The 12,064-nt window shown below is 70.1% G+C and carries 12 protein-coding genes; 10 read left to right on the top strand and 2 right to left on the bottom strand.

Features of this window, described 5'->3' with window-relative positions; genetic code table 11:
* The 4 genes from E1264_RS43130 to E1264_RS05540 form a co-directional block, all read left to right on the top strand.
* Nucleotides 1–565: hypothetical protein (locus E1264_RS43130; RefSeq protein ID WP_165964020.1), on the top strand; the 565-nt coding region annotated here is incomplete at its 5' end.
* A 2-nt stretch (nucleotides 566–567) separates the two neighbouring features.
* The gene (pdxS, locus tag E1264_RS05550) at nucleotides 568–1,464 is read left to right on the top strand and encodes a pyridoxal 5'-phosphate synthase lyase subunit PdxS (RefSeq protein ID WP_132170219.1); all 897 of its coding nucleotides are present in this window, start codon (nucleotides 568–570) and stop codon (nucleotides 1,462–1,464) included.
* Nucleotides 1,454–2,098, top strand: coding sequence for a pyridoxal 5'-phosphate synthase glutaminase subunit PdxT (pdxT, locus tag E1264_RS05545; RefSeq protein WP_132170217.1), 645 nt, complete (start codon nucleotides 1,454–1,456; stop codon nucleotides 2,096–2,098). The genes pdxS and pdxT overlap by 11 nt, the downstream gene beginning before the upstream one ends.
* A 4-nt stretch (nucleotides 2,099–2,102) precedes the next feature.
* A complete protein-coding gene (locus E1264_RS05540; protein WP_165964019.1) occupies nucleotides 2,103–3,401 on the top strand; it encodes an aminotransferase class III-fold pyridoxal phosphate-dependent enzyme in 1,299 nt (432 codons plus the stop codon).
* A 128-nt stretch (nucleotides 3,402–3,529) separates the two neighbouring features.
* Here the strand turns inward: E1264_RS05540 and E1264_RS05535 are convergent, their stop codons facing one another.
* Complete coding sequence (locus tag E1264_RS05535) at nucleotides 3,530–4,303, bottom strand: hypothetical protein (RefSeq protein WP_132170213.1); 774 nt, start codon at nucleotides 4,301–4,303, stop codon at nucleotides 3,530–3,532.
* A gap of 563 nt (nucleotides 4,304–4,866) precedes the next feature.
* On the opposite strand from E1264_RS05535, the gene E1264_RS05530 reads away from it, so the two are divergent.
* Genes E1264_RS05530 through E1264_RS05510 form a run of 5 tightly spaced genes read left to right on the top strand, consistent with a single transcriptional unit; the run spans nucleotide 4,867 to nucleotide 9,510 of the window.
* Entirely contained in the window at nucleotides 4,867–6,114 is a 1,248-nt protein-coding gene (locus E1264_RS05530) for an ATP-grasp domain-containing protein (protein ID WP_207935730.1), read from the top strand.
* A gap of 52 nt (nucleotides 6,115–6,166) precedes the next feature.
* A complete protein-coding gene (locus tag E1264_RS05525; RefSeq protein ID WP_132170211.1) occupies nucleotides 6,167–7,651 on the top strand; it encodes a class I SAM-dependent methyltransferase in 1,485 nt (494 codons plus the stop codon).
* A 35-nt stretch (nucleotides 7,652–7,686) separates the two neighbouring features.
* Nucleotides 7,687–8,559: a hypothetical protein gene (locus E1264_RS05520; RefSeq protein ID WP_132170209.1), complete on the top strand. Its 873-nt coding sequence runs from the start codon at nucleotides 7,687–7,689 to the stop codon at nucleotides 8,557–8,559.
* A complete protein-coding gene (locus E1264_RS05515; RefSeq protein ID WP_165964018.1) occupies nucleotides 8,556–8,837 on the top strand; it encodes a PqqD family protein in 282 nt (93 codons plus the stop codon). The genes E1264_RS05520 and E1264_RS05515 overlap by 4 nt, the downstream gene beginning before the upstream one ends.
* A gap of 4 nt (nucleotides 8,838–8,841) precedes the next feature.
* On the top strand, nucleotides 8,842–9,510 hold the full coding sequence (locus tag E1264_RS05510; protein WP_132170205.1) for a helix-turn-helix transcriptional regulator: 669 nt from the start codon (nucleotides 8,842–8,844) through the stop codon (nucleotides 9,508–9,510).
* Here the strand turns inward: E1264_RS05510 and E1264_RS05505 are convergent.
* Nucleotides 9,444–10,124, bottom strand: coding sequence for an HAD family hydrolase (locus E1264_RS05505; protein ID WP_165964017.1), 681 nt, complete (start codon nucleotides 10,122–10,124; stop codon nucleotides 9,444–9,446). The genes E1264_RS05510 and E1264_RS05505 overlap by 67 nt on opposite strands.
* Nucleotides 10,125–10,318: 194 nt before the next feature.
* Here E1264_RS05505 and E1264_RS05500 point away from each other — a divergent pair, with 194 nt between their 5' ends.
* The gene (locus E1264_RS05500) at nucleotides 10,319–11,560 is read left to right on the top strand and encodes an ATP-grasp domain-containing protein (protein ID WP_132170201.1); all 1,242 of its coding nucleotides are present in this window, start codon (nucleotides 10,319–10,321) and stop codon (nucleotides 11,558–11,560) included.
* Nucleotides 11,561–12,064 lie beyond the last annotated feature (504 nt).

Here is a 12,064-nt window from a genome sequence, read left to right as displayed (position 1 = left end):
CGCCGAGATCATCGCGTTCCCGCACATCACCCGGCTCGGCCCGGGAACCGTCGCGGACAGCCCGAGGCTGCGCGACGGCCTGGCGCGGGAGGAGCGCACCGGCGACTACCTCCGCTCCCCGGTCTTCAACGGCGGCAAGGAGGAGTTCTACTTCCCGGTCCTGCGCCGGATCTGGGGTGAGGACGTCCTGCGCCGCCGCGGCGACCTCGACCTGATCCTCTTCCCCGCCCTGGACCTGAGCCTGGAGAAGGCGTCCGCCCGGCCGGTTCCGGAACCGGAACTGCGCGAGCGGCTCGTCAGGTCCCTCACCGACGACCCTCCCCTTCCCGACTGGCAGCCGTTCACCACCGCCGAGGAGCTGCGGAAGGCGGTGTCGGCCGCGGCGGAGTCGCTGGCGGACAGCCGCCCGGCGGCGTACGAGGTGCACTACGGCACGAGCGCCACGGACCCCGTGGCCGCGGTGGAGGAGGTCCTGGGCCTGCGCCCTCGTCCGCGAAGTCCGTACACGTCCGGGCCCTCACTCGAAGGCGTCCGGTCGGGCACGCCCTCAACACGACAGGAGTAGCAATGGCGGAAGAAACAGGCACCAACGTCCACGGCACGTTCAAGGTGAAGCGTGGTCTCGCCGACATGCTGAAGGGCGGCGTCATCATGGACGTCGTCACGCCGGAGCAGGCCAAGATCGCTGAGGACGCCGGGGCCTCGGCGGTCATGGCGCTGGAGCGGGTGCCCGCCGACATCCGCCGGGACGGCGGCGTCGCGCGGATGAGCGACCCGCAGATGATCGAGGGCATCAAGGCCGCGGTGACGATCCCGGTCATGGCCAAGTGCCGCATCGGCCACTTCGCCGAGGCGCAGATCCTCGAGTCCCTGGGTGTCGACTTCATCGACGAGAGCGAGGTGCTGACCCCGGCCGACGAGGCGCACCACGTCGACAAGTGGGCGTTCAAGACGCCCTTCGTCTGCGGCGCCACCAACCTGGGCGAGGCGCTCCGCCGCATCAGCGAGGGCGCCGCGATGATCCGCTCGAAGGGGGAGGCGGGGACCGGCAACGTGGTCGAGGCCGTCCGGCACCTGCGGTCGATCACCGGGGACATCCGCCGGATCACGCAGGCCGACTCCGCGGAGCTGTACGACTGGGCCAAGCAGCTGCGCGCGCCGGTCGAACTGGTCCGGGAGATCGCCGAGACCGGCGCGCTGCCGGTGCCGCTGTTCTGCGCGGGCGGCCTCGCCATCCCCGCGGACGCGAGCCTGGTGCTCCAGCTCGGCGCGGAGGCGGTCTTCGTGGGCTCGGGGATCTTCAAGAGCGAGAACCCGGCCGCCCGCGCGCGGGCCATCGTCGAGGCGACCACGCACTACACCTCGGCGACCATGGTGGCCAAGGTGAGCCGCGGGCTGGGCGCGGCCATGCCGGGCCTGGAGATGGAGCAGCTCGACACCAAGCTGGCCGAACGTGGCTGGTAGACCACTCGTCGGCGTCCTGGCACTGCAGGGGGCGTTCCTCGAACACGAGGCCGTGCTGCGCGGCCTGGGCGCCGACACGGTTCAGATCCGCACCCCGACGGACCTGGCGGGCATCGAGGCTCTGGTGCTCCCGGGCGGCGAGTCGACGGTGATGTCGATGATGCTGACCTCCACCGGGCTCTGGGAGGCACTCAACGTCCTCGATCTCGGGGAGCTGCCCATCCTGGCCACCTGCGCGGGCGCGATCCTGCTCGCCAAGGACGTCCTGGACGGCCGGCCGGACCAGGGCTCGTTCGGGCTGGTGGACCTGTCGGTGCGGCGGAACGGCTACGGCCGCCAGATCGACAGCTTCGAGAGCCCGGTAGAGCTGGACGACGGGCAGCCGCCGTTCCCGGGCGTCTTCATCCGGGCCCCGATCATCGAGCGCGCCGGCCCCGGCGTGACGGTGCTGGCCCGCGTGGCCGGTCCCGCGGGACCGACCCCGGTGCTGTGCCGTGCGGGCAATGCCGTCGTGGCGACCTTCCATCCCGAGCTCACCCGCGACGGCCGGATCCACCGGCTGGCCTTCGGGTCGCTGCTCGGAGACGCGCCGCCGGCCTCCGGCGCGGCGCACGGGACGAGCGGAAGGCTGTGATCTCTTGGCCCGGTCCTTCGTCCAGTCAGAGGCCTGGTCGGCCCGCGCCGACCGGGTGATCCCCGGCGGTGGCCAGACCCTCTCCAAGGCGCCGAGCCAGTGGGCGGCGGGCGCCCCCTCGCTGCTGCGCCGGGCCGAGGGCGGCCACGTCTGGGACGTGGACGGGAACGAGTGGGTCGACTTCCCCATGGCGCTCGGCCCGGTGGTGCTGGGCCACGCCGACCCGAGGGTGGAGCAGGCCATCGTCCGGCAGCTGCGCGACGGCATCAGCTTCACGATGACGCATCCCCTCGAGGTCGAGGTCGCCGAGCGGATCGTGGAGCTGTGCCCCGGGGTGGACGCGGTCCGCTTCGCCAAGACGGGGTCGGAGGCGACCACGGCGGCCGTCCGGCTCGCCCGCGCACGCACCGGCCGCGAACGCGTGCTGGTGTGCGGGTACCACGGCTGGCACGACTGGTACGCGGCCGTGACCCCAACGGCCAAGGGGGTCCCGCGCCACGCGGCGGAGCTGGTGACCCCGTTCCCGTTCAACGACCTGCGGGCGGTGACCGAGGAGCTGCGGGCGGGCGACGTCGCGGCGGTCGTCCTCGATCCGTGCGGGCCGGGCCGTCCCCGGCCCGGGTTCCTGGAGGGGGTGGTGGAGGCGTGCCGCCGGGCCGGCGCGCTTTCGATCTTCGACGAGGTCGTCGCGGGTTTCCGCGTCGCACCGGGCGGGGCGCGCGAGAAGTACGGCGTGGTCCCCGACCTGTCGTGCTACGGGAAGGCGCTGGGCAACGGCATGCCGCTCTCGGCGGTCGCGGGCGGCCGGGAGACCATGCGGGAGTTCGGCGAGGTGCTGGTCTCGGGCACCTACGGCGGTGAGACGCTCTCGCTCGCCGCGGCGCGCACCGTCCTCGACGTGGTGTCCGAGGGTACGGTGCTGCCGCGCATCGGGCGGCTCGGCGAGCGGTTGCAGGCCGGGATGGACGGCAGCGTCCGGCGGCACGGGCTCACCGAGCTCGTCACCGTGGGCGGCGAGCCCTGCCGGCCCGTGGTCGGCTTCGGCGGCGACCAGGTCGTCAAGAGCTGGTTCCAGCAGTGCTTCACCGCCGACGGGCTGCTCTTCACCGGCACCTTCAACCTGTGCGCCGCGCACTCCGACGAGGATCTCGACCGCGCCCTCACCGCGTTCGAGCGTGCCTGCGCGGCGCTCGCCGAGGAGGGTGACGCGACACGGCTGCTCCAGGGCGCGCCGGTCACACCGGTCCGGCGGTTCGCCGGGGAACCCGCCGGAGCGGCCGAGGCCGGGGGGTCACGGCTGTGAAGGAACGGAGCCGCACGACTGTGAAGGGAGGGAGCAGCGCCGTGCCGTGCTCGGCTCGGGCGGGCCGGTCCCCGCGGGGTGCGCGGACGCGGCGAGGGGGAGCCTCCGCGCTCCGGCCCGGCCGATCGTCAGTCCTTCTCCGCGACCGGCGCCCGCCGCGCCGCCGGGACCCGGTTCGGCCGGGCGGGCTGGAACCGGTGGCCGGTCGCCGCGGAGAATCTCCGCCGCGCCCGCTGCAGGTCGTCGTAGCGTTCCATGACCTTGGCCGCGAGACCGAGGTCGCCGCGCTCCTGGTGGGCCTGCGCGATGATCCGGTACGGCCATTCGCTGAACTCGTCCACCCGGATGCCCGCGGTCGCGTGCTCGACCGCCGGCATCGCCTCGCCGGCCGCCATCATCTCCTCGGCGACGATCTGCAGGGCGGTGAAGCGCAGATGGTCCCACTGGAGCTGGGCGGCCCGGCCGGTGGCGCAGTCGCAGTCGTGATCGGACATCAAGGGCAGGGCGAACAGGCGCCAGACGGGGGCGCCCGGTGAATCCGCGCGGATGGCCCCCGACGAGACGACCGCGCGCGCCTCCGCCTCGGCCGTCTCCCAGTCCACCCTCACGTTCGGCAGCAGGGAGATGGTGAGGTCGTTGACCTCCAGCAGCGGGACCTCGGTCGCCGACCGCAATCGCCAGAGGATCTGGCGGAGGCGTTTGGTGGCGGCGGCCGCGCCGAGTCCGGGCCACAGGATCTGCGTCAGGCGGCGGCGGTCGATGGTCCGCCCGTTGACCGCCACGTGGGAAAGAAGTGAGCGCGGGATCGCGGGAATCTCGATTTCCTGCCCGCCGACCCGGAGGCTGAATATCTCGAGGATGTTGAGCGCTGGATCGTTGGTGGACGATAAGCCGCTACTCACGTCGCACTGCCCGGTGAACTCGCACTGCCCGGTGAACCGTCTGCTCGGATCGTCAAAGGCCCTGTTCGAGCCTTGGATAAGGGCACGGCCCCCGGCGAGTCGGTCAACGGACCGTGATCACCCGTGCGTGTGTTGCCATGATTCTCATTGAATCCCATTTACACTTCAACCGTTCCTAGGAATGTGCAGCTCAGCGGATCGTTTGTGGTAAATCGGAAAGGGCCCCGTGACGTTGCGTGCTGCCCCGCATACGTTGACGAAAGCATAATCGGAGCATCTACGGCTCTGTCAAGACCTCATTCAGAGATTTCGATACCTGGTCTTGACATCCTGTTAACGTCTCCTTAGTCTCAAGGTCATCTCGATCGATGGTCGATGGTTTCCCAGGTGCGCCGCCATCTGAAGCCGCCCCCGATCGGCCAACTGGGCTCGGTCAATGCATTTCTGCGACCGAATGCTGAGGACGGTGGGAACTCGGTGCCCCCGAAGGGCGCAAGGAAGACAGCTTGTCCGGTTTGTTGATCCATGTCCTGTGAACTGTGTTGAACGGGGGAAGTGTCGGCATGGAGGGAACGTTGAAGATCGCCGTGGTCGATGGTTACTCCACGGGCAGGGTGCTCTCCCGCAGGCTCAAGGAGCGTGGCGCGCGGAGCTTCCACGTGCAGAGCAGGCCGGATATTCACCCCTACTACCTGAAGGGTTTCCAGCCCTCCGACTTCGAGGCGGACCTCGGTCACGACCCGGATATCGAGTCGCTCGTCACGCGGCTCGGCGAGCTGGGAGTGGAGCGCGTGGTCCCCGGCACCGAGTCGGGAGTCCTGCTCGCCGACCGGCTCAGCGACCGTCTCGGCCTGCCCGGCAACCGCGCCGACCTGGCCGACGCCAGCTGCGACAAGACCCGCATGGCCGAGGTGGCGGCCAGCGGCGGTGTCGTCGTCCCACGTGGGAGGTCCTTCCGGGACGCGGAGGAGGCCGTCGGCTGGTACCGGTCCGCCGGGCTGGCCGGCGTGGTGGCCAAGCCCGTGGCCAGCGCGGGGTCGGACCACGTCTACTTCTGCGACGACGCCGAGAGCCTCCTTCGGGCATGCCGGTGGGTGCTCGAAACGGCCAACGTCTACGGGGACGCCAACGACAGCGTCCTGGTGCAGGAACGCGTCTTCGGCACCGAGTACTTCGTCGACACCGTTTCCTGCGAAGGCCATCACAAGATCGCGGAGGTCTGGCGTTACACCAAGACAGTGAACGCCGACGGGATTCCGCTCTACGACTATCAGGAGCCGGTCACGCCGGGGTCGCCCGAGTGGCTCCGGTTACGTGATTTCACCCGCACCGTTCTCGATGTGCTGGGCATCAGGAACAGCCCCGCGCACACCGAGGTCATGCTGACCGACTCCGGGCCCGTGCTCATCGAAACCGGTGCGCGGCTCGGCGGCGGGACGCTTCCCGATGTCGTGGACAAGCAGTGCGGATTGTCACAGACGACGATGTACGTCGATTCGCTGTTCGACCCCGGATGGCTTATCGGCTACGACGACGCGGCGGCCGAGCTCGATCGCGCCGTACGTTTCGTTGATCTAAACAACCGTTTTCCCGGGGTGGTTGCATCGCTAGAGTGGCGCAGGGCCATCGAGGCACTGCCGACGTTCGCGGGCATGGCCACCGGTGCCGTCCCGGGACACGAGTTGGGCCCGACGACGTGCCTTCTCGACTCCCCCGGCTTCGTTTATCTGGCGGCCGACGATCCGGACCAGGTCGTCGCCGACTACGACGCGCTCCGCACGTTCGAGTCGCAACCTTTCTACACCGCGTAAGGCGCACTCCCAGACGAGCCGAGCGGCCGCCGGGGCTGAATGACGAAGGTGCATGATGCTTGAGCTGACCAGTGTTTCCGAGGTCCACGGCGTCGTCGCGAAGGTACTGCAGGAATGCCAGAACGGACTCGCCGGCCGGGCCATTACGGTGACCTTTCCGGGGGTGGCCGATCGGGGTGCCGCATTGCGCGCGGCCGTCGAGGCGGCCGGCGAGCACGCCGCGGAGGTCGGCGCCTCGGCGCGGCGGCACCGCACGGGGATCGATCTCACCGTCCCCCTCGCGTTCGTCACCGTCGCCGTCGACGCCGACCGGCTCGTGATCGCCGGCCACCACCGGTCCGGCGAGGACGGCGCGCGGCAGGCGGTCCCTCTTCCCACGACGACCGGGACGACCGGGACGACCGACCAGCCCGCCGAGTTAGATGACCAGTCCGCGGAGTTATGGGACACCGCGGACTGGATCCTCGGGCTGGAGCCGCGGCGCGTCTCGCCCGCCGACGGCGACCGGCTGCGCGCCCTGCTCGACGGCGACAGCCGGCTGCTGGCCACGGCCGCGGCCGACGCGCTGAACGCGGCCGGGGACCCCGCCGTCCCGCGGTTCGTCGTCGAGCACCGGCCCGACGAGGTCCTCGGGGCCGCGCAGCCCTCCGACCGGCGCTTCAGCCAGAGCTGGGAGAGCCGGGTCAGCGTGGACGAGTACGCGCTGTTCGAGGCGACGCACCCGGCCTACGCGGCACAGATGATCATGCTGGGGAGGATGGTCCGGGCGCACTCGGCCGGCACCCCGGACCGGATCCTCGACGTCGGAAGCGGCCCTGGGCTGCCCACGGTCATGCTCGCCGAGCTCTTCCCGCACAGCAAGATCGACGCGGTGGAGCCGAGCCCGGCCGCCTACCCGTACCTGTGCCACAACGTCGCCGGATGGCCGATCAGGCCGCACCACGCGGGGATCGAGGAGTTCACCGGCGACGGCGGCTACCCGCTGGTCGTCTCCGTCGGCACCTCGCACCACCTGGACACCCGGGTGTTCCTCCGCTCGCTCGCCCGGCTGGTCGACCGGAACGGCCTGGTGATGGTCGCCGACGAGCTGATCGGGGCGTTCGAGACCGAGGAGGAACGCTCCAGCAACATCGCCCGGCACCACATGGTCTACATCGACGAGGCACTGGCCCACGTCCAGGCGGACCGGTTGCCGCAGGTGGAGAGCGCGCGCCTGCGCGCCTTGCGGAAGGCTTCGAGCCTGCCGCCGGACGCGCTCGCGGGCCTCCTCGCCGAGGTCCGGCGCGACCGGCCGGTGCACGTCGGCGCGGCCGGGGGCTGGCAGCGGGTGCGATTCGCCGTCCTGGAACTCGAAGCGCTGGTGGCGGGGATCGCCTACGACGTGGAGCGCAAGACCTATCCGGCGAACTTCGTCCGGATGGCCCGCGCCGAAGGCCTGGAACTGGTCGATCACCGCAGGGTCTACGGGACCGTCGGCACGCGCCCCGGGGATGCCGGAACGCATCTGTTCGTCCTGCGTCCCGCCGACCCGGCGTGAGACGCACCTTCCTTCACCGACAGGAGTGGAACCGCATGACGTTCGAGCCACCATCACTGGAACTGCGCTTCGGCAGCGGGGTCGAGGTCTCCGAGGAGAACCGCCGCGCGCTCGCCGGGGAGCGCATGTCCGCCGAGCTTCCGACCTGGGCGGACGTCCTCAAGTACTTCCCCGACTTCAGCGGCGCGACCTCGGCGTTCGTGGCGGGCTCCGTCGTCCTCGGGTGGGGGCACGCGGCCAGCGACCTCGACCTGTACGTCATCGTGGACGACCCGATCACCGTCAGCCCGGGGCAGGAGGCGTTCACCCGCGACGCCTCGACGGCGGATCCGACCATCAACATCGTGATCGGTGAGCTGAGCCAGTACCGCGCCGACGCCGAGGTGTGGCGGATCGTCCAGATCGACGAGATCATCGGCCGGTTCAGCGGGGAGATCCCCGACCAGGAGGCGCCCGAGCTCGGGAAGCTCGAGCAGGACATGCTGTACCGGCTGGTCAGCGGCCAGGCGCTGCACGGACGGCCGTGGTGGGAGGAACGCCGCTCGGCGATCCTGAACTCCCGGTACGGCGCCTGGCTCGCCGAGAACCGCAAGCTCAGCGCCGAGAGCTATCTGGAGGACGTGGGGGGCCTGCTCCAGTCCGGCGACCTCGAGACCGCCGTCCTCGCGGCGCGGGAGGCCTTCACCTTCGCGCTGGAGGCGCTGCTCGCGGTCAACGGGGACTTCTCGATCAACCGCAAGTGGCTCTACCGCAGGCTTGCCACCACCCCCCTCCGGGAGCTCTCCCTCGACGAGGGCTGGGCCCTGCTGAACGGGAAGGGCGCCGCCGAGGACCCGCGCGGATGGTCGGAGAGGGCCGCCCGCTCGGCGCAGCAGATGCTGCTGGTGGTGGAGGAGCGGAGCGCGTGATCGGCGACGACTGGAAGCCGCTGCGTTCGCTGGGGGTGTTCACCCGGCGGTCCGGCTCGGAGATCCTGCTGGAGTCCTACATCGACGCCTACTCGGTGAACGAGACCGGCGCGTACATCTGGTCCCTGGTCGGCGGCGGCCGGGCGGTGAAGGAGATCGTCGACGCCGTCGCCGAGCACTACTCGGTGGACCGGGCGAAGGCGGACGAGGTCGTGAAGTCCTACCTGGGCACGCTCCTCGAGCGCGGTTTCATCCAGGCCGATCCGGAATCCGGCTGAGCGCATGACGGCGGCCGCGGGACTGAGAACGGTGGTCGTCAGCGACGACCTGCTGCTGGGCCACGGCGCCGTGGCGGTGCTCGACGGGCTGCCGCCGGTGGAGTCGGCCCGGCTGGTCGCGGCGGGGGAGGAGTGCCGGTGGGCCGACGTGGTCGTGGTGATCCCTCCGGTCCGTGGCCGCCCGATCGTGCGCCGGGCCGCCGCGACGCTCGTCCTGCTGGCGGATCCCTCGTCGGCCACCGCCGGGGAAGCGCAGGAGTGGGTGAGCCGGGCCGACGCGGTCCTGCCGGTGAAGGGCCTGACCGCCGCGGATCTGGAGCGCGTCCTGAGCGAGCTCTGCTCCCTTCCGCCGAGCCGGGTGCCCGATCAGGTGCGCGCCATCCTGACACCGCGCGAGACCGAGACCCTGGGGAACCTCGCCCGGGGGCTGACCAACCGCCAGATCGCGGTCCGGATGGGGATCACCGAGCACGGCGTCAAACGCAACGTGGCCATGGTCATCGCCAAGCTCGGCTCCACGAACCGCACCTCGGCCGTCGCGGCGGCCATCCGGCTCGGGATCATCGACGCGAAGGGCAGGGTCCTCGGCAGGGGCCGGCTGGTGAACTACGGCGACCCCTCGCACAGCGGCCTGCGTGCGGAGAGCACGGTGATCACGTCGGCGGGGCGGTAGGCCGCGGGCGGGTGGTGGCCGCTGCGGGAACTCGCGGACCAGCGCGCGTGGACGGGTGCCGCCCCCGCGGCCCGGGCGCAGCCCAGGTCGGTCTCGGAGTCGCCCACGTACGCGGTCTCCGATGCGGAGACGCCCAGCAGGCGGCAGGCGTGCAGAAGGCCGTCCGGAGCGGGTTTCGGGTCGGCGACCTGGTCACCGGTCACCACGACGGGGAAGTAGCCGTCCAGGCCGCTGCCCGCCAGCATCGGGTCGGCGATCCGGCGCGTGGCGCTGGTGTAGACCGCGAGGAGGACGCCGTCGTCGCGCAGCGCCCGCAGGAGTTCCCGGACGCCGGGGAACGGGCGGGCCGACTCGACCGCGGCGGCGGCATGCTCGTAGAGGCGCTCCGTCTCATCGTCGGTGACCGCCCTGCCCAGAATGTGCGCCAGCAGCGCCGGAGCGGGGCCGAGGTGCCACATTCCGACCAGCTCGTCGACGGTCAGCTCTGGGCCGCCCAGTTCGGCGATGGCCGCCACGTAGGCTTCCGGCAGCGATGTCATGGTGTCGACGAGGGTGCCGTCCAGATCGAACACCACCGCCTGAACTCCGATGCCACCGTCGTCGTGCCGTCTCATCGAGCACCGGCGGCGTCGGGCGGGGCATGTCGTTCGGCTCGCACCCGAGCATGATTCCACACGCGCATCGGGCTGGCCCCCGCGCCGGCCGTCGCGCTCGACTTTCGGGGTAGCCATTCTGCTACTGGTAACCGCGTGCCGGCTGCGATTTGATAAAGAGCGATATCTTTCTCGGCAATCGTCTGGTCTGGATAATGCTGAACATTCTCTCGGTCGAATGGATGGCGATGGGCGCGACCCGGCTCGCGGTGGCGGCCAAGGAGCGGGGGGCGGTGCTGCATGTGTTCGCCAAGAATCCCGGTCGCTTTTCCCATGACATTCAGCTCAGCGGGCCGTGCGATGCCCTGATCCTGCACCAGGTCGACACCGGCGACCCGGAGGCGGTGAAGAAGGCCGTCGACGGGATCGGTGAGATCCATGGCCTGGTCACCGTGACCGAGCACTGCGGGTGGCCGACGTACGAGTACCTGTCCTCCCTCGGGCTGCCCGGCCAGAACGTCGACTCCATGCGTCTGCTCCGGGACAAGACGGCGCTCCGCAAGCACCTCCACCGGACCGGGCACTCGAGCAGCGCCGGCATCGGGGTCAAGGTCGCCGAGGCCGGCGGCTCGACCTTCGCGGAACTCGGCGACCGGCTCGGCCTGCCGTTCCTGGTGAAGCATTCGGCCGGGGCGGGGAGCAAATTCGTCTGGCTGATCCGCGACCGGGGCGACTTCGACGATTTCCTGCGGGAGGCCCGCGAGGGAATGCCGGACGGGGAGGTCGTCGCGGAGTCGTACTTCATCGGGACGCTCTACAGCGCGGAGACGATCACCTGGGAGGGCGAGACCAAGATGCTGGGCATCGCCAGCAGGGTGCTCTCGCCCGAACCCCACTTCCGCGAGGAGGCCTACGGGTTCCCGGTGCTGTTCCCCGAGGAACGCCAGGCGGAGATAGAGGCGTGGATCCGTGACGTCCTGGCGGCCACCGGCTACGACAACGGGCTCACCCACACCGAGTTCATCATCACCAAAGACGGTTTCGAGATCGTGGAGATCAACGCCCGCATCGCCGGGACCGGATTCGGTGACATGCTGGACGAGGTGTACGGCCTCAACATCTACGAGGACATCATCGACATGGCCCTGGGCGTACGCCCCAAGGTGATGGACACCGAGCTGGTCCCGCGCAAGGGGACGGCGATCATCTTCCTGTACCCCCTGACCACCGGCGTCTACCAGGGAACCGACGGGGCCGAGACGCTGGAGCGCCATCCGGGCGACCCCGTCCTCCACCAGGACCGCCCGGTCGGCTCCGAGATCGTCAGCGTCTACGACCAGTACGGCACCACCGGCTGGCTCCTGGCCGGCGGGGAGACGACCGAGATCGCCCTGCTGAACGCGCTGTCGGCGGCCGGGAAGCTCCACTTCCGGATGGGAGCGAACGGCTCGGGCTGAGCCCCGGCGGCGACGTTCGTGTGATGTAGGTCACACCTGATCGGCCGGTTCCATCGGCCCAGGCCACGTGATCTCCGTCACGGATTCCAACGGCTGTGGTCACACGCGGTCAGGATCGCTTGTTGACATGCGATTCTTGTGAATTTAATATCTGGATATTGAAGTGTGTTATCACTCAGGCTTAATCCGGGGGTGTGATCAACGGGGTGTAGATAGCGATGTCCTGTCCAGGCCATGCCAAGCGTCCCGGGAACTGATCGGGACGGGCCTTGTGGTGGGGCTGGGGTCCGGGCCACAGTGATCTCATTATTGGGAATCTCGATATTGGGAATCTCACTATTGAGACTTGCCGCCGACGGATGCCGTGGGGAACCACTCCGAGGGGGTAGCTCGCGGACGCCTGCGACGCGGGGCGCAGCCTTCAGGCCCTCGCGGTCCGGGCGATGCGGCGGGCGTGCGAGCGGGAGCCGGTTGCAGACCTGCCATGGTCAGGGCTTGACGTCG

The sequence above is a fragment of the Actinomadura sp. KC216 genome (assembly GCF_004348535.1).
GTDB lineage: Bacteria > Actinomycetota > Actinomycetes > Streptosporangiales > Streptosporangiaceae > Spirillospora.
Note: the sequence above shows the minus strand (reverse complement) of the source record. Positions and strands in the feature narration are given on the sequence as shown.

Bases quoted from the DNA above. Each gene is read 5' to 3' on its own strand.
- E1264_RS05510 (WP_132170205.1), top strand. From the start codon at position 8,842: ATGACGGCGGCCGCGGGACTGAGAACGGTGGTCGTCAGCGACGACCTG.
- E1264_RS05500 (WP_132170201.1), top strand. From the start codon at position 10,319: ATGCTGAACATTCTCTCGGTCGAATGGATGGCGATGGGCGCGACCCGG.
- E1264_RS05525 (WP_132170211.1), top strand. From the start codon at position 6,167: ATGATGCTTGAGCTGACCAGTGTTTCCGAGGTCCACGGCGTCGTCGCG.
- E1264_RS05530 (WP_207935730.1), top strand. From the start codon at position 4,867: ATGGAGGGAACGTTGAAGATCGCCGTGGTCGATGGTTACTCCACGGGC.
- pdxS (WP_132170219.1), top strand. From the start codon at position 568: ATGGCGGAAGAAACAGGCACCAACGTCCACGGCACGTTCAAGGTGAAG.
- E1264_RS05520 (WP_132170209.1), top strand. From the start codon at position 7,687: ATGACGTTCGAGCCACCATCACTGGAACTGCGCTTCGGCAGCGGGGTC.
- E1264_RS05505 (WP_165964017.1), bottom strand. From the start codon at position 10,124: ATGAGACGGCACGACGACGGTGGCATCGGAGTTCAGGCGGTGGTGTTC.